This is a genomic window from Oceanobacillus sp. CAU 1775, assembly GCF_054482815.1.
This window is the reverse complement of sequence record NZ_JBTLRO010000001.1, coordinates 307,661-325,443: the sequence shown is the minus strand read 5'-3', so window position 1 is coordinate 325,443 and position 17,783 is coordinate 307,661. Positions and strand designations below refer to the sequence as shown.

At 37.3% G+C, this 17,783-nt stretch carries 14 protein-coding genes; 9 read left to right on the top strand and 5 right to left on the bottom strand.

The window, feature by feature from the left end:
• Positions 1-127 precede the first annotated feature (127 nt).
• From ACXYMZ_RS01560 to ACXYMZ_RS01525, 8 genes are all read left to right on the top strand, one after another.
• Entirely contained in the window at positions 128-1,843 is a 1,716-nt protein-coding gene (locus ACXYMZ_RS01560; protein ID WP_458946591.1) for an O-acetylhomoserine aminocarboxypropyltransferase/cysteine synthase family protein, read from the top strand.
• 203 nt (positions 1,844-2,046) lie between these two features.
• Positions 2,047-2,934 (top strand): SGNH/GDSL hydrolase family protein, encoded by an 888-nt coding sequence (locus ACXYMZ_RS01555; RefSeq protein ID WP_458946590.1) that lies wholly within the window; start codon positions 2,047-2,049, stop codon positions 2,932-2,934.
• 7 nt (positions 2,935-2,941) lie between these two features.
• On the top strand, positions 2,942-3,586 hold the full coding sequence (locus tag ACXYMZ_RS01550) for a YpmS family protein (protein WP_458946589.1): 645 nt from the start codon (positions 2,942-2,944) through the stop codon (positions 3,584-3,586).
• 127 nt (positions 3,587-3,713) lie between these two features.
• A complete protein-coding gene (gene fabF / locus ACXYMZ_RS01545; protein ID WP_458946588.1) occupies positions 3,714-4,952 on the top strand; it encodes a beta-ketoacyl-ACP synthase II in 1,239 nt (412 codons plus the stop codon).
• Positions 4,953-4,956: 4 nt separating this feature from the next.
• Complete coding sequence (locus ACXYMZ_RS01540) at positions 4,957-6,687, top strand: class I adenylate-forming enzyme family protein (RefSeq protein WP_458946587.1); 1,731 nt, start codon at positions 4,957-4,959, stop codon at positions 6,685-6,687.
• Between the two features lie 23 nt (positions 6,688-6,710).
• Positions 6,711-7,184, top strand: coding sequence for an acyl-CoA thioesterase (locus ACXYMZ_RS01535; protein ID WP_458946586.1), 474 nt, complete (start codon positions 6,711-6,713; stop codon positions 7,182-7,184).
• A 264-nt stretch (positions 7,185-7,448) separates the two neighbouring features.
• Entirely contained in the window at positions 7,449-9,074 is a 1,626-nt protein-coding gene (locus ACXYMZ_RS01530; protein ID WP_458946585.1) for a catalase, read from the top strand.
• 308 nt (positions 9,075-9,382) lie between these two features.
• The gene (locus ACXYMZ_RS01525; RefSeq protein WP_458946584.1) at positions 9,383-10,324 is read left to right on the top strand and encodes an Rpn family recombination-promoting nuclease/putative transposase; all 942 of its coding nucleotides are present in this window, start codon (positions 9,383-9,385) and stop codon (positions 10,322-10,324) included.
• Positions 10,325-10,436: 112 nt separating this feature from the next.
• On the opposite strand, the gene ACXYMZ_RS01520 is transcribed toward ACXYMZ_RS01525, so the two are convergent.
• Positions 10,437-11,054 (bottom strand): hypothetical protein, encoded by a 618-nt coding sequence (locus tag ACXYMZ_RS01520; protein WP_458946583.1) that lies wholly within the window; start codon positions 11,052-11,054, stop codon positions 10,437-10,439.
• Positions 11,055-11,365: 311 nt separating this feature from the next.
• Between ACXYMZ_RS01520 and ACXYMZ_RS01515 the strand changes: the two genes are divergently transcribed.
• Positions 11,366-12,985, top strand: coding sequence for an ABC-F family ATP-binding cassette domain-containing protein (locus tag ACXYMZ_RS01515; protein ID WP_458946582.1), 1,620 nt, complete (start codon positions 11,366-11,368; stop codon positions 12,983-12,985).
• Positions 12,986-13,264: 279 nt separating this feature from the next.
• On the opposite strand, the gene ACXYMZ_RS01510 is transcribed toward ACXYMZ_RS01515, so the two are convergent.
• From ACXYMZ_RS01510 to ACXYMZ_RS01495, 4 genes are all read right to left on the bottom strand, one after another.
• Positions 13,265-14,209, bottom strand: a complete 945-nt coding sequence (locus ACXYMZ_RS01510) for an L-threonine 3-dehydrogenase (protein ID WP_458946904.1) — start codon at positions 14,207-14,209, stop codon at positions 13,265-13,267.
• A gap of 136 nt (positions 14,210-14,345) precedes the next feature.
• A complete protein-coding gene (locus tag ACXYMZ_RS01505; protein WP_458946581.1) occupies positions 14,346-15,536 on the bottom strand; it encodes a glycine C-acetyltransferase in 1,191 nt (396 codons plus the stop codon).
• Positions 15,537-15,715: 179 nt separating this feature from the next.
• Entirely contained in the window at positions 15,716-16,489 is a 774-nt protein-coding gene (locus ACXYMZ_RS01500; protein WP_458946580.1) for a 3D domain-containing protein, read from the bottom strand.
• A 239-nt stretch (positions 16,490-16,728) separates the two neighbouring features.
• A complete protein-coding gene (locus ACXYMZ_RS01495) occupies positions 16,729-17,616 on the bottom strand; it encodes a DUF1002 domain-containing protein (protein WP_458946579.1) in 888 nt (295 codons plus the stop codon).
• Positions 17,617-17,783 lie beyond the last annotated feature (167 nt).

Here is a 17,783-nt window from a genome sequence, read left to right as displayed (position 1 = left end):
AAACTATACGCCCTCTTCTTAGGAAGGGGGCTTTTTGTCGCCTTCCTCCAGATGAAATGAGCTTCAAGCAAGGAGTACATTTTTCACAGCCAGTTCTACTGCGCTAAAATCAAAGGAGGAATTATTTATGTCAAACTTTCATTTTCAAAAACCAGAAACACTAGCACTACATGCGGGGCAAGAACCAGATCCAACTACAGGAGCTAGAGCTTTACCAATCTATGATACAACGGCTTATGTTTTCAGAGATACAGAACATGCTCAAAATCTATTTGGTCTTGCCGAGTCAGGGAATATCTATACAAGAATTACAAATCCAACTGTTGCAGCATTTGAAGAAAGAATTGCTCAACTAGAAGATGGAGTTGCAGCAGTAGCAACATCATCAGGAATGGCTGCAATTACTTTTGCAATCTTTAATATCGCTGGAACTGGCGATGAAATTATCGCAGACAGCAATCTATATGGTGGTACGTATAATCTATTTGTCCATACACTTCCAAAGTACGGAATTACTGTGAAACTAGTTGATGGTACAAATCCTGAAAACTTCCGTGCTGCGATTACAGATAAAACAAAAGCAATTTTTGGAGAAACAATTACGAACCCTAGTCTATATGTTTTCGATATTGAAGCTGTAGCTGAGATTGCACACGAAAATGGATTACCTTTAATCATTGATAATACTTTTGCTACACCATTGAATACTAAACCTATTAGCTGGGGAGCAGATATTGTCGTTCACTCTGCAACAAAATGGATAAGTGGACATGGAACAACCGTTGGCGGAGTTGTAGTTGATGGTGGACGCTTCAACTGGGATAACCCACGTTTCCCAGAATTTACGACACCTGACGAAACTTATAACGGATTGAAATATGTTGACGTTGGTGCAGCAGCTTATGCGACAAAACTACGTGTACAGCTTTTACGTGATATTGGTGCTTCACTAAGTCCGAAAAGCGCATTTACATTTGTTCAAGGCCTTGAAACATTAGAGGTACGTCTTGAAAAACATTTATCGAATACAAAAGAAGTTGTTACTTATTTAGAAAACCATCCTGGAGTAGAGTGGGTTAACTATCCTGGTTCAGAAAACCATGCTTCCTACCAACTTTCACAGAAATATTTACAACGAGGTGGCGGATCAGTTGTCACGTTCGGTATCAAAGGTGGTCGTGAGGCTGGTAGAAAAGTAATCGATAATATTAAACTATGGTCACATGTAGCTAACGTCGGCGATGCGAAATCGTTAATTATCCACCCTGCTTCAACAACGCATCAACAACTAAGTGCTGAAGATTTGAAGAAGAGTGGAACAACGGAAGAACTTATTCGTCTTTCGATTGGACTTGAGTCAACAACAGATATTTTAGCTGACTTAGACCAAGCAATCGCAAAAGCTACTGGAGAAGCACCACAGCTTCAAGCGACGAAACAGGATGCCATCGAATGGTTACTACACTCACCATTTGACCGAAGCGAAGGCCTAAGACATAAAACAGTTGCAGTCTTTGCGGTTGATGAATCTACGAAGAAAAAACTTACAAACTATGGTTTTAAAGTAGTTAGTGTAGGAGAAAATGAAGATGTCTCCGAGCTTACAGCAATTGAAGATTCTCTTGATGCACTATTAGTTGGTAACGCTGAGCTTCCTGCTGAGACAATTGAACAGTTAATTAATAAACAGAGTAAGATTCTTTGGTTAGAAAACGAAGGTGCAGGTTCCGTATCTGAGCATGCAGAAGCTGCAGGGATTTTTGTTATCAAGAACGAGGGTATCTTAGAAGCATTAGATAAAGTTCGTGGTAGTAAAATAAGCAAGTCACCTGTAACACAATAAATAATAGTTTATCCCACAGGAAAGGTTCCAATTTCCTGTGGGATTTTTTATATTCACCTCGTATTCCACTGCAATTCCTCTAATCATTCGTTGATATTTCATAAAAAGTTTAACTTCCGCTTTTTAGGATTAAAATAATAGGGTAAAGTTTAAAAAGAAGGTATAATATAATCCTTATCTAATATTAGTTAGGTGTGAGTGAAATGAAGAAAAGACTGTTTATTATTATTCCCACTATTATACTTGTAATCATTGGGAGTATTTTTATCATATACACACAAAGTCAACCAATTACTCAACCTTTAATTCCACCTGAAGATGAGGTTGAACTTGAGGAAGAAGTAACTGAGATGGAAGACGATATTGAAAATGGTGATGAGAATAACGAAGTAGAAGTCAGTATTGCTGAAAGAATCTCGCAAGCCATCCAAGGTACAATTGACCGGATGTTTACTCGTGAAGTAAATATTGTAGCAATTGGAGATTCCCTAACCCGTGGTGTAGGTGATCCGACCAAGGGCGGCGGTTATGTAGGAATCCTCGAGCGCTCAATTAATGTAGATGTAGAAATAGCTGATTTTGAGAACTTTGGAGTACCTGGAAACCGTACAGAACAATTACTGAAACGATTAGAACAAGAAGAAATTCAAGATGGTTTATCCAATGCGGATCTTGTCCTTATTACAATTGGTGCAAATGATATTATGCAAGTTGCTAAAGAAAACATTACTAATCTAGAAATTGAAGATTTTATTGAGGAAAGAAAAGAATACGAACGACGCTTAGCCGAAATTCTTGATACAATTCAAGAGTTAAACCCTGATGCAGATATTTATTTACTAGGGATCTATAATCCTTTCGAAAAATACTTTCAAGATATTGCAGAGTTAAATATGATTGTTGAAGCTTGGAACGACACTGGAAGTTCTCTAGCTCTGCAAGCAGAAAATATTACCTTTATTCCGGTTGAAGATTTATTCACTGGGAATGAAGATGATATTTTCGCTGAGGATAATTTCCACCCAAATTATAATGGCTATTATTTAATTGCGGGGCGCGTATTAGAATATATTTCAAATGAAGAAGGATGACGACGCGATGTCAAAAACATCTAGACGAGAAAAAAATTCGAATAAATGGAAGGGCTTCTTCTATCTGCTACTTGGGGTAAATATAGCAGTGATTTTAGTAATCATAAGTTTAATCTTTTGGCCTGTTGAAGAAGTGACCTCACCTTTTGAAGATATCGACTTTGAGGAAGATAGTTCGGAATTCACCGTTCGAACAACAAAGAAAAATTTAAATGAATTAATCAATGCTTATATCGCACAGTGGACGAGCGGAACGGGCCTGCACTATCGTGTAGAATTGAATGATGATGTGCACCTAATTGGTGAGTTTCCTGTCTTTTCAACAACAGTCCCTTTCTCTGTTCATTTCGAACCGCTTGTTGCGGATAATGGAGATATCATTTTGAAACAACGCTCGATTTCATTGGGATTATTGGAATTGCCTAATAAAAAAATAATGGAGTATCTAGCAAGATATCTACCAATGCCAGAATGGGTAGTTGTTAATCCTGACGATGAAGAAATATTTATCGCTGTTTCACAGATGGATATTAAAAGTAATTTCCGAATCGCTGTTGAAACGATTGATCTTGAAGCTAATAATCTAGCATTTAGAATTAGCGTTCCATATGGGACTTTAGGAATTGACTATTTAGAAGCTGAAAATGAATAAAAATAAAAACTATATAATTGATTAGCTCCGGGAACAGAAGTTCATTCCTGGAGCTCTTTTTCATTGTAAGGCTTCTATTTCTAATGATATGTTATTATTATGAGGATGGTAATGAGGAGGAATTCATATGAAACGAAGAGTAGTAATTACTGGTACTGGTAGTATTTCCCCTTTAGGTAATGATGTTGATTCTATGTGGAAAAACATCAAAAATGGAAAGTCAGGAATTAAGCCACTAGATGGTGAAGAATTCCAAGATATTCAAACAAAAATTGCAGGAACCGTAGAGAACTTCGACGGTAAAAAATATATGGATCCAAAAGAAATGAAAAGATATGACTTATACACGCAATATGGCTTTGCAGCTGCTATGCAAGCATTGGAGCAAGCAAATGTCGATTTAGATACGATCGATAAAGACCGTGTCGGAATTTATGTAAGCTCTGGTGCTGGTGGGATCGATACCCTTTTAGCTAACCATAAAATCCTTCTTGAAAAAGGTGCAAGACGTGTTTCGCCATTTTTTATTCCGATGTCAATCAATAATATGCTTTCCGGATTGCTTGCTATTCAGACTGGCTTTCGTGGACCAAGTTTTGCGACTGTTTCCGCATGTGCAACAAGCAACCATTCAATTGGAGAGGCCTATCTAAATATTGCCCACGGTTATACAGATGCATTTTTAGCTGGTGGAGCTGAAGCAACAATTAATCCATTATATTTTGCTGGATTTTCAAAAATGCGAGCAATGTCTGTGAGAAATGATACGCCAGAAACTGCTTCTCGACCGTTTGATATGGAGCGCGACGGTTTTGTTATGTCTGAAGGATCTGGGGTTTTATTTTTAGAAGAATATGAGCATGCAAAAAAACGTGGTGCTACCATTCTTGCTGAAATTATTGGCTATGCTAGTACGACAGATGCGCATCATATTACGGCTCCAGATTATTTGGGAGCAGCGAAAGCAATGGAGTTAACAATTGAGCGCGCAAACATTGGTGCACATGAAGTTGATTATATTAACGCGCACGGGACAAGCACACCAGTTGGTGATATATCTGAGACAAAGGCGATTAAAGAAGTCTTTGGAACGCACGCATACAACTTAAAGGTGAGCTCAACCAAATCGATGACTGGACATTTATTTGGAGCAGCTGGTGGAATCGAATCAATCATTACAATCCAGGCATTGAGAGATAATATTTTCCCTCCTACGATAAATCTGGAGAATCCTGATGAGGAATGTGACTTAGATTATGTTCCTAACGTAGCAGTCGAAGGAAATATAGACATCGCATTATCCAATGGATTTGGTTTTGGTGGACATAATGCAGTCATCGCTTTTAAAAAATACAAAGGAGAATAAATGGATGGAATCGCAACTGACACTCGAACAAAGTATTTCAGAACGTAGAAAAGCCATTGAAGAAAGGTATCCTGTTTGGCCACGCGATACGATTGCACGCCATTTCGCAAAAACTTGTGCATTGTATAAAGATCGACCATATCTTTACATCAATGACGAGGAATATACATATAACGATGTTTGGCAAGAAGCTGTGCGTTATGCGAAAGCGTTTATCAAACTCGGAGTGAAACGTCGTGATCACATCACGATATTCATGCAAAATGACGCGACTTTTCCTGCATTAATGATTGCATCATCTTTAGTTGGTGCTGTGTTTATTCCGATCAATGCAATGCTAAAAAAAGCTGAACTAAAATATATCTTATCTCAATCAGATACACAGTATTTAATTTTTAAACAAACACCGGAAAATAGTGAAGATAGTCAGATGATTGTGGAGCTTTTAAGTGATGAAGAATTTGCCCGGAATAATTCTTTAGAAAAAATTATTTCGATGAATACAGGAAGCGCTGATGATGTCCATGAAGACTTTTTACCATGGGATCGTTTCCTTGCTGGAGCAGATGAAATAACAGATGAAGCTTTTGAAATTAGATGGGAGGCCTCACGCTATCCAGATGAAGTTGCAATTATTATGTACACTTCTGGTTCAACAGGAAGCCCTAAAGGAGTAATGCTAACAGATGATATGCTGCTCCGTTCAGGCTATGGAACCGTATTAAGCAGAGCGATTGAGGACGGCCGAGTCACTTTTGCCCCCCTTCCTTTCTATCATTGCTTTGCCATAATTGAAGCAATTATTGCGATGTCCTTTGTTGGTGGTTCTTTTATTTCTGCTGTTGGTGCCTCTCCCCTTTTATCTTTACAATTAATGGAGAAGTACAAAGCGAATGATTATCTATGTGTACCAACGACATTAGTGCCTTTATTAAATCATCCAAACGTTAAAGACTTTGACCTTTCTAATTTATTTGCGATGTGGTGTGGCGCGGCACCTGCTCCAATTCCCGTTTGGCAACAAGCGATTGAAACACTTGGCTTAACAGAAATTATTACTGGTTACGGACAAACCGAAGTTGCTTCTTCTGGAGTAACGACAGAAATTGGTGACTCCTTAGAAATAATCACGACAAGAGTTGGACGTCCAAAGCTTAACGGAATCACTGGACTTCCAGAATTTAATCATAGCTCTGTACAATATAAAACAATCGATGTTAATACTGGAAAAGACTTGCCTGAAGGTGAAATCGGAGAACTTGCTGTAAGAGGAAATACGGTTTCACATGGTTATTATAAAAAACCTGAGGAAACTGCAAAAACCATTGATAAAGATGGTTGGCTAAGAACAGGTGATGTAGGAAAAATTCATCCAGATGGCTACTTACAAATTCTCGGAAGAAGCAAGGAAATATTCAAAGTATCTGGGGAACTTGTCTCCCCTCGTGAGGTTGAAATTGTTATTTCCAAGCACCCAACGGTTAACCAGGTTAATGTAATTGGTATACCTGATAAGCTCACAACAGAAATTGGCGCAGCTTTTATCGAATTAAAGACTGGAGAAAACATTACCCGAAGAGAAATTGTCGACTGGTGTTCCGAGCAACTCGCTCGTTTCAAAGTACCCCGCCACGTCTGGTTTATTGATGCCGACGCATGGCCAATGACAAGCACAGGAAAAGTACAGAAGTTCCGCCTACAAGATATAGCATTAGAAAAATTAGCTAGAAAATAAAAATAGCAGAGATGGAGGATTATATGTCGAATAATTGGCATCAAAAAAATATGCGTGTTCAATATAAAGATACCGATCAAATGGGCGTTGTCCATCATAGCAATTATATAACTTGGTTTGAAGTGGGCCGAACAGAATCCATGCGCGACCAAGGCATTTCCTATCGTAAAATGGAAGAAATGGACTTACTGCTCCCAGTTTTAGATGTACAACTATCCTATAAGCGCCCTGCTCACTTTGATGACTGTGTCGCTATTTATACAAAGTTAGCTTCCTATTCTCCAGTTCGTCTAGAATTTCATTATGAAGTAAGAAGAATTAGTGAAGAGGGATTTGTTCCAGATAACGCTGTAGTCGTTGAGCCTGTTGGAGAATTGCTGACAAAAGGTACAACGAAGCATATGTGGATTAATCCTGAGTGGAAGCCTGTGAGGTTAAACCGAGCAGCACCTGAGATTTATCAGAAGTTAGAAGAGTTGCTTGGGGAAGAAGAATAGAATATGTGTGAGAACGACCTTTATTATTTTGGAGAAGATAATGGGGGTCGTTTTTTTGTGTAGGTTGAGGTGATGGTGCGCGATTTGGTGAGCATAGTGCGTGAATTGGAGAGTGCGGTGCGCAATTTGGCGGGCATAGTGCGTGAATTGGAGTGTAGAGTGCGTGATTTCGTGGACATGGTGCGTGAATTAGAAATTCCCGTGTATTTTTACATGAAATGGGCAATCTAACAATAGAAATCTTTGTGAAAGAGGGATAATTACATGAGTGAAAAAGGAAAAGATCCGCACGAAACACATATTGAAAATGAGGATACATTAACGACCAGGCAAGGACATCCCGTTACAAACAATCAAAACATTAGAACGATAGGAAGCCGCGGTCCTGCGATGCTAGAGAACTATGATTTCATAGAAAAAATTAGTCATTTTGACCGGGAAAAAGTACCGGAGCGGATTGTTCATGCACGTGGAGCTGGTGCACATGGTTATTTTGAAACCTATGGAACTGTTGGTGATGAGCCAGTTTCCAAATATACGAGGGCGAAAGTTTTCCAAGAAAAGGGTAAGCAAACTCCTGTTTTTGTGCGTTTTTCAACTGTGGTGCATGGTGTACACTCCCCTGAAACAGTTAGGGATCCACGTGGATTTGCAGTAAAGTTTTATACAGAAGATGGAAACTGGGATTTAGTCGGAAATAATATAAAAATTTTCTTTATCCGTGATGCCATGAAATTTCCTGATATGATTCACGCATTTCGTCCTGACCCAGTTACAAACTATCAAGATAGCGAGCGATTCTTTGATTTCTGTGCAAATTCACCAGAATCCTTCCATATGGTCACATTTATTTATTCGCCTTGGGGGATTCCTGCGAACTATCGAATGATGCAAGGTTCGGGAGTGAATACGTATAAGTGGGTAAACCAGGAGGGTGAAGCAGTACTCGTGAAGTACCATTGGCAGCCGAAGCAAGGAATTAAGAATCTTACCCAAAAAGAAGCTCAAGAGATTCAAGGAAAGAACTTTAATCATGCAACACAGGATTTATATGAGTCAATTGAAAAAGGCGATTACCCGGAATGGGAATTATTTGTTCAAATCATGGAAGACGGCGAGCATCCAGAACTCCACTTTGATCCACTTGATGATACAAAATTATGGCCGGAAGAACAGTTTCCGTGGCTTCCTGTCGGTAAAATGATTTTAAATAAAAACCCTGATAATTATCATAATGAGGTAGAACAATCTGGTTTTGGTACGGGAGTATTAGTCGATGGAATGGACTTTTCTGATGATAAAATGTTACAAGGAAGAACTTTCTCCTATTCCGACACACAGCGTTACAGAATTGGTGCGAACTACTTGCAACTACCAATTAACGCAGCCAAAAAGCGGGTAGCAACAAATCAAGAAGGCGGCCAATTGCGATTTGAAAATGATAAAGCTCCAGGTCAAAATCTACATGTAAATTACGAACCTTCTAGCCTAAATGGTTTAAAAGAAGCAAAACAGTTAGGGAAGACTCATTCCCCACATGTAGAGGGTAATCTTGTTCGTGAATCCATTGAACGTGATGATAACACCAAACAAGCCGGAGAAACCTATCGTCAATTTGAGCAATGGGAGAAAGATGAATTAATTTCAAACCTTGTTGGTGATCTAGCCACATGTGCAAAAGATATTCAGGATAAAATGATCGCTCTAGCGGAGCAAGCTGATGAAGAATATGGACGGAGGCTTCGTGAAGGGATTGCGGAGACAATGGCGAGCAAGAAGGATTATGCCATGACTGAAACGGCTGAAGAAATGCACCCTTTAGGAGCAAAAGAAGCTGGCAAGGCAGTAAAGGATGCAGTTGAAAAAGGAAGAGATGCTGAGTCTTATTAAAATAGACTTTTGATGGTGATGTGCAAATAATTGCATATCACCATTTTTAAGTCAATTCGATATGAAACTAACAAGATTCAATTTTACTCTTGTTTAGTAGAGTAATCATTTCATTTCATTCTAGAAAATAATTGAATTCTCTCCATGCTCCCCCTACTCAAAATGTATTTTTGCGCTTTTGACACTACAATTAATCTCTATATATTATGGAAACAGAGATAATGAAAGTGCCAATTGATTGAATTGCCAAAATGCATTCTGTTATTTTTACAGTATTTGAGGTAAACTATAGAGAGTAGGGAGATAAATTGAGAATAACAAATCCACATGATAAGTTTGTTAAGGATACACTAAATAATATTAAAAATGCACAAAGTTTCTTAATAAATTACCTACCAGATACTCTAAGGAATGCTGTTGATATATCTACATTAGAGCCACAAAAGGATAGTTTTATTAATAAAAATCTAGAAGAGGGATTCTCTGATTTGCTATTTAAAGCAATGATAAACGGTCAAGAAGGTTATTTCTACTTTCTAATTGAACACAAAAGTTATGTGAGTAAAGATTTGCCCCTTCAATTATTAGATTATATGGTTTATATTTGGCAATCAAAAATGAGTAAAGAGCATGCAACAGAATTACCAGTTATTTTCCCATTAGTGTTGCGTCACAATGTTAATAATAGGAATAATATGAAGACCCTCGGGGAAATGATTAAGGGTTACCAATCATTTAACAAAGATATCCAACAATTCATTCCTGACTTTGAATTTCTATTATATGATTTGTCAACATACGACGATTCAGAAATACGTGGAACCGTACAACTTCGGATACTTTTTCTCCTACTTCGGGATATTCCTGTAAAAAAAGAAGAGGAATTATGGAAAACTGTTGAACGTGCGGTAGAATACCTATCTGAATTAGCAGATGAACAAACAGAACAAGAATTCTTTCAGACGATGATGATTTATCTATTCAGTGCCAGCAGATCACTCACCAAAAAAGATTTATACGAAATGAATAATCGTATTAAATTAATCGATCCAAAAAGGAGTGAAGAGATGATGAGTTTAGCTGATATTTTACGAAGAGAAGGAAAAATAGAAGGGAAAATGGAAGGGAAACGAGAAGGTAAAATCGAGGTTATCCAAAATTTATTAAATGAAGGTTTTAAAGTAGAAAGTATTGCAAAATTTACTGGGCTTTCAATGGAAGAAGTGAATAACATTATAAATAACTTATAGTGATGCCTAGCATAAATAAAGAATCTTATTTTCTATGATAAATAGCTCTTTATGACATGTATTAGAATCGTGATTTCTATAAAAAATAACCCTACCACAACCGGCAGGGTCCTTACTTGATAACAAAACGTCTAAATTTATTAGAAATATAATATATAAATGATTGCTTACTTCTAGTATTTTCTCCTAAAACAAGTTTCATAGGTTTCGGTCTATATTCACAAAGTTTTCCTTTAAAGACAAATTCATTGCCCGGGTATTTACGAATATCTGCAGGTGTTATAAAACAATTTGGTTTATCGAATTTAAACTTCTCGGATCCCTGGATAACCTCTGCAACGAACTGCGAACAAAATAATGCTGATTTTCGTTTAATCTGTATATGAAATAAAACTCCAACTAGCCCAATGAAATTGTAACGGTACTCATCGCGTTTTTCTTCTATTTCTTTAATTTTATTTATAATTTCATCATAATCTTCTTTACTGATTGCTTGCCTATAAATTTCGCATTTAGATTTGGCCATGAATTCATTTTGAATATCCTCGTTAACAAAGCCCCCGATAAATGGATTCCTTGGTCTCTTTCTACCAAAACTATATAGCGTGCTAAAATCTTCACTAAATGAAATTGATACATGGTTCAATTCTTCCTTGGTAAAGAAACCTATCATTCTCGATAAATAAGAGCCAGTATCCGTAAAAAGGAAATATATCTCTCTATCTTCCACTTTCTTTCCCCCTTTCACAGCTTGTCGAGCTACAAGCTAATTTAAATATTACATTAGAACCCTCGGATGTCAATATCATTTCACTTGACTTCTCCATAATAGACGATACCAACTCAAGTCAAAACAGACTTCCAAAACTCTTTTACAATGCACCACTTTTAAACTTTGAAGATAAATCCAACTATATGGTGAAATTAATGAAATTCACCTCATTTAATGCGTACCCCTGCTTGTTTTCGCATTGACGAATCGGCTTAAATAACGTAAGCTAGCCTTGGATACTAAATCATTTATTGGAGGATTCATAACGCATGATAACAGTTACAAATGTTAGTTTACGATTCGGCGACAAAAAGTTATTTGAAGACGTTAACTTAAAATTCACTCCCGGCAATTGCTATGGAGTTATTGGTGCAAATGGTGCAGGAAAGTCAACTTTCCTTAAAGTTTTATCTGGTGAAATCGAACCGCAAAGCGGAAATGTCTCTTTAGCATCTGGACAGCGTCTTGCTGTTTTGGAACAGAACCACTTTGCTTATGAAGAACATCCTGTCATTGAGACAGTTTTGATGGGTCATAGTAAATTATACGAAGTTAAGCAAGAAAAGGATTCAATCTATATGAAAGAAGATTTTTCTGAAGCAGATGGAATTCGTGCTGCAGAGCTTGAAGGCGAATTTGCAGAGATGAATGGTTGGGAAGCTGAGTCAGATGCAGCAATCCTTTTAAAAGGTCTTGGTGTAAAAGAATCCCTACATGATAAACTTATGTCTGAATTACAGGAAGAAGATAAGGTAAAAGTGCTACTTGCACAAAGTCTTTTCGGAAGCCCTGATATTCTACTTCTAGATGAGCCTACAAACGGTCTTGATATTCAAGCAATTCAGTGGTTAGAAGAATTTCTGATCAACTTTGAGAATACAGTTATTGTTGTTTCCCATGACCGTCACTTCTTAAATAAAATTTGTACGCATATTGCAGACGTTGATTTTGGTAAAATTAAGATATTCGTTGGGAACTATGACTTCTGGTATGAATCAAGTCAACTTGCAGCACAAATGGCAGCAGACCAAAACAAGAAAAAAGAAGAAAAAATCAAAGATCTCCAAGCGTTTATCGCGAGATTTAGTGCGAATGCTTCGAAATCCAAACAGGCAACTTCTAGAAAGAAAATGTTAGATAACATTACATTAGATGATATTCAACCTTCTTCAAGAAAATATCCTTATATTGCATTTACACCTGAACGTGAAGTTGGAAATGACTTATTACGTGTAGAAGGATTAACTAAAAAAATCGGTGATACTGTTGTACTAGACAATGTTAGTTTTATTATGAATAAAGATGATAAAATTGCACTTGTTGGGCGTGACGACATTGCTAAAACAACACTACTTCAAATTTTAATGGGTGAAATAGAGCCTGATGCTGGAACATATCGTTGGGGAGTAACTACTTCTCAATCGTATTTCCCGAAAGATAACTCTAAGTTTTTTGAAGGGAACGATCTACCTTTAGTTGATTGGTTACGTCAGTATTCTCCTGAAGATGAAACAGAGACTTTCTTACGTGGTTTCCTAGGAAGAATGTTGTTCTCTGGTGAGGAAGCACTGAAAAAAGCAAGTGTGCTTTCAGGGGGAGAAAAGGTTCGTTGTATGTTATCAAAAATGATGCTTTCCAATGCGAACGTGCTTTTACTTGATGAGCCAACAAACCACTTAGACCTTGAGTCAATCACGTCATTGAACAATGGTTTAATCAAATTCAAAGGTTCGATGCTATTCACATCACATGACCATCAGTTCGTAAATAGTATTGCAAATCGCTTAATCGAGATTACACCTAAAGGAATTATCGATAAAGAGATGAGCTATGATGATTATGTACGTGATCAGAAGCTTCAAAAAGAAATTAATGCGATGTATGCTTAACAATTAAGTTTTGCCATATTTAATAAGTTAAGAGGTAAAACCCGCTTCGGAAATATACTACGCTTTCCGCGGGCGGCTGGTGAGCCTCCTCGCACGCTTTGCGCGCTCCGGGGTCTCACCGTTGCCTTGCATCCCGCAGGAGTCTCCGTATATTTCCGAAGCTCATTTTACTCCTTTTGCTTTTTATGGGTGATATCATAATAATATCCTTAATTTTACCAATAATAAAACGCATGTAATCAATTCCCTGATTACATGCGTTTTCTATTTAAATCATATTTAAGCTAATTTAACTCTCAGCTTCTCAAGCATTTCTTTTGTCATTTTATCGATATCGTATTGGTAACTATATCCCCATTGTTTTACTGCTTCTGAGGAGTCGATTGCGTTGGGCCAGCTTTCGGCAATTTTTTGTCGAACTGGATCTACGTCATAATTTAATGTGAATTCAGGAATATGCTTTTGGATAGATTTTGCAAAATCTTCTGGTGCAGCCGATATTGCTGAAATATTGAATGCATTTCGGTGCTCGAGTTTTGCAGAATCTGCTTCCATTAGGTCAACAATTGCATTTAGAGCGTCTGGCAAGTACATCATATCCATATAGGTTCCTTCTTTAATGAAGGATGTATATGTTTTGTTACGAATCGCTTCATAGTAAATGTCGACTGCATAATCTGTTGTGCCCCCACCTGGAAGTGTCTTATAAGAAATCAATCCAGGGAAACGTACTCCTCTCGTATCAACTCCAAAACGGTGGAAGTAATAGTCACATAATAATTCACCAGCAACTTTATTTACTCCATACATTGTCGTTGGTCGTTGCAAGGTATCTTGTGGGGTCTGATCTTTTGGTGTTGTCGGTCCAAATGCTCCAATTGAGCTTGGCGTGAAAAATTGTAGGTCTAGTTCACGTGCAACTTCAAGAGAATTCATTAGGCCACCCATGTTTAAATGCCATGCTTTTTGAGGTTCAGCTTCTGCTTTTGCTGATAATAATGCTGCTAAATGCATAATCGTATCTACATTATGCTTTTTTGCAGTTTCATAGATTCCTTTAGCATCTGTACAATCAAGCGTTTCAAAGATTCCCTCACTTAATTCGCCAGAGGCAGCTTTGATATCTGTTGCAATTATATTATCTTCACCATAAATCTTTCTAAGTTTTATTACGAGCTCTGAACCAATTTGGCCACATGCTCCAGTTATGAGAATTTTTTTCATAATAAAAATCCCTTCTATTTTCTTTTCTCTCATTAGTTATTATTGCGGCAGAAAAACCCTATCTCGAAGGATTGTTCTATTCTTTAAGATAGGGAAAACTGCGAAAATGATCATTTCTCTCTTTAGGTTCGCCTTTTTAAATAAGGTCCATTTCTTTACCAATCTTTTCATAAACAGCAATTGCTTCATCAAGCATTTCTTTTGTATGTGCTGCAGTTGGCATATTGCGAACGCGCCCTGTTCCTCTAGGTACGGTTGGGAATACGATTGCTTTCGCATATACACCTTCTTCGAAAAGACGTTTACTAAATTCTTGTGCTTTCTTCTCTTCACCAATAATAACTGGTGTAATTGGTGTTTCACTATTTCCGATATCAAAGCCGATTTCTTTCAGGCCTGTTTTTAGGTAGTTACCATTTTCCCAAAGTTTCTCATTCAGCTCTGTACTTTCCATTAGCATCTCAATTGCCTTTGTACTAGCAACTGCATCTGCAGGTGATACTGCGGTTGAGAATAGGAATGGTCTTGAACTTACTTTTAACCAATCAATTAGATTTTGCTTTCCTGCTACGTACCCTCCAATAACACCAATTGCTTTTGAAAGTGTACCCATTTGGAAATCTACTTTATCCTGTAAGCCAAAGTGCTTCACCGTTCCAGCTCCATCACCAAGGACACCTGAACCATGCGCATCATCCACATATGTAATCAGGTCAAATTCTTCTGCGATTTCAACGATTTCTGGTAGCTTTGCAATATCTCCATCCATTGAAAATACGCCATCTGTAATTACCATGATTTTCTTATATAACCCAGATTCAACTGCTTCTTTTGCTTTTTGACGTAGATCATCCATATCTGAATGCTCGTAACGAAGAATCTTTGCTTTCGATAGACGGCAACCATCTATAATCGATGCATGGTTTAGTGAATCTGAAAGGATAGCATCATTTTTATTCATCACTGCAGAAATAGCTGCCATATTACAGTTAAACCCTGACTGGTAAGAAATTGCTGCTTCCGTTCCTTTAAATTCTGCTAATTTCTTTTCAAGTTCCACATGTAAATCAAGTGTACCGTTAATTGTACGAACAGCACCTGCTCCAACACCATGTGAATCTACAGCTTCTTTTGCATATTGTTTTAATTTTTCATCTGTTGCAAGACCTAGATAGTTATTTGAAGAAAGGTTAATCAAACGCTTACCACCGATTGAAATTGTTGGCCCGTTTGCACCTTCCACTGGATCTATTTCATTATATAAACCACGTTCTTTTAAATCAGCAATATTTTCATTCAAAAAATGATCTAATGTTTTACTAGACATAATCATTGCCCCCTTATATTTTTTGAAATTGTTTACGTTTACACCACTTTATATTTTAACATAGATGAGTAGAAAAGTTAAAAGGATGGGATGTCTGAGGTAATCGGATTCAAGTGGGAGAAGAGTAAATAAAAAAAGAAAGCCAACACAAAATTGTGCAGCTTTCTTTTTTATCATTTTTATTTAACTATTGTAATTTTAACTGTGCGTACGCCCCATGCAAAAGCTTCGTCCTTTGTTGGAACGTGAAGATCGATTTTGTTACCTTTGATAGCACTACCGATATCTGCTGCGATTGCATAGCCATAACCTTCAACATAAACTTCTGAACCTAATGGAATCACATTAGGATCTACCGCAATTACTTTTGCGTTACGGTTTTTGTTTAAGTTCACACCAGTGTAGGTAATTCCTGAACACCCTTCACACTCTGCAGTATAAGCAGTTGCTGTTACTGAAAAGGTTTTACCTTGTGGCTGTTCTGATGTACTAGACTTTGTTGCTGGTGCATTATTTGTCGTTTGATTTTTTGATGTCTGCGCGGTTGTTTGTTGTGCAGGAGCTTTTGCTTCTTCATCAAGCTCTGCATCTTCGCGATCTATGTTTACACCTTTAATAATCAATTCTTGTCCAATTACGATGAGGCTGGATTCTAATTCATTCCAATCCTTTAATTCATCTACTGAAACATCATATTCCTCACCGATGGCAATTAATGTATCACCACGCTGCACCACGTAAGTTTCATTTATATATATAATTTGCTTTGGTTGAATAGTTGTTGTCTTTAAATCGTTAATTGCCACAAGTTCATCTACAGTGGTGTTATATTCTTTGGCAAGACTCCAAAGATTTTCGCCTTGCTGTACTTCATGTTCATGAGCTGAAGCTGTAGATACAGCCGCACCAACAAACAGAATTCCTGCTGCTAAACTAGCTACTAATTTCTTCATGTCTTTCCTCCTCAAATTCTGACAGTGCTTAGCTTACCACAGAAATTTGAGGAAAACAGTTACAGCCAAATTAAGAGTACGTGACATCCATTACAGTTTTGTCCTGATATATGACATTTGTAACAGGTATGAAATATAACAGGTGCTAAAGACTTATTTTTATTACATTGTTACAGTTTTTTCGCTATATTATCTGAAAATTAACCTTTGTGTATCGCTAAATCATGCAATTTTCGAGCTTAATTAAAGACATTTTTAAAGAAATTACTGATTGAACCGAAGATTTCACTGAAGAAATTCGCTACATTTTGCCAAAATCCTTCATCTAATCCTAGCTCGTCTATTTTTTGAGTAACACTATCAGCAATATTTTGAAGCTGATCTTTTACTCCTGAGAAATCAATATTCAAATCACGCATTCTATCAATTAAGTCTATCAACATTTGTCGATCTTGTTCACTTAAGTTAATTTCTAGTCGTTCTAGTTGCTCACTAACGATTTGTTCGACTTCTTCACGCGTTACTGGATTTTGTTCAGCGATCATTTTCTTAATCTCTGTAAGGAGGTTACTTACCTTCTCTTCGTCCATTCCTTCACTTTCAGCTAAATCAGTTGCTACTGATAATTCGTCATTGGCTAGTTCCATACGTTCTTTATCTAGCTCGACACCTTCCTCGTCATACGCTTTGTAAATACCTGTTAAAGCTGAGTGACCTGTTACGGCAACTGGTGAAGTAACATCTACGGTTACATTCTCTGCACCTGCTGTGAGTAATGCGTTCTCATACATTTCACTTGTTACCTTCGTAATGTTTTCTGGAGTAACAATATTTACTACTAAACCTTCTCCAGCATTTTCTAAATTAATAAGCGCTGAAGAATACATATTTGAATTTGGGTTTCCATTAATATAGTTCGCGTAGTCTTGACCAGTAACTTCAAATTCCTGATGAGGGCCATCTGCAGTTAAATCAAGACTCTTCCTTACCTCTTCACGTTGTGCTTCCGAAAGCTGTGCTCCAAATACTAGGATACTATCTGATACAGCGAGTGCCGGTGTTGCTAAACCAAGTAACATTCCAACTACTAATAGAAGAGAAAGTGTGATTTTACGTATTTTTTTCATTATAAACGCCCCTTTAACCTTTTCTTGGTAAGAATAAATTATTATTCTTTAGCCTATTACGATAGATGGAAAATATTCCATGTCTAGACTTTTTCCTATTATAACGTTTTATGAGTAAAATGAACACTCTTTCTGCAGAATCCAAAATTGACAAGTTTGTGTAATCG

Coding starts and splice junctions, on each gene's coding strand:
- ACXYMZ_RS01515 (WP_458946582.1), top strand. CDS start 11,366: ATGATAACAGTTACAAATGTTAGTTTACGATTCGGCGACAAAAAGTTA.
- ACXYMZ_RS01550 (WP_458946589.1), top strand. CDS start 2,942: ATGTCAAAAACATCTAGACGAGAAAAAAATTCGAATAAATGGAAGGGC.
- ACXYMZ_RS01540 (WP_458946587.1), top strand. CDS start 4,957: ATGGAATCGCAACTGACACTCGAACAAAGTATTTCAGAACGTAGAAAA.
- ACXYMZ_RS01495 (WP_458946579.1), bottom strand. CDS start 17,616: ATGAAAAAAATACGTAAAATCACACTTTCTCTTCTATTAGTAGTTGGA.
- ACXYMZ_RS01500 (WP_458946580.1), bottom strand. CDS start 16,489: ATGAAGAAATTAGTAGCTAGTTTAGCAGCAGGAATTCTGTTTGTTGGT.
- ACXYMZ_RS01555 (WP_458946590.1), top strand. CDS start 2,047: ATGAAGAAAAGACTGTTTATTATTATTCCCACTATTATACTTGTAATC.
- ACXYMZ_RS01535 (WP_458946586.1), top strand. CDS start 6,711: ATGTCGAATAATTGGCATCAAAAAAATATGCGTGTTCAATATAAAGAT.
- ACXYMZ_RS01510 (WP_458946904.1), bottom strand. CDS start 14,209: ATGAAAAAAATTCTCATAACTGGAGCATGTGGCCAAATTGGTTCAGAG.
- ACXYMZ_RS01560 (WP_458946591.1), top strand. CDS start 128: ATGTCAAACTTTCATTTTCAAAAACCAGAAACACTAGCACTACATGCG.
- fabF (WP_458946588.1), top strand. CDS start 3,714: ATGAAACGAAGAGTAGTAATTACTGGTACTGGTAGTATTTCCCCTTTA.
- ACXYMZ_RS01530 (WP_458946585.1), top strand. CDS start 7,449: ATGAGTGAAAAAGGAAAAGATCCGCACGAAACACATATTGAAAATGAG.
- ACXYMZ_RS01505 (WP_458946581.1), bottom strand. CDS start 15,536: ATGTCTAGTAAAACATTAGATCATTTTTTGAATGAAAATATTGCTGAT.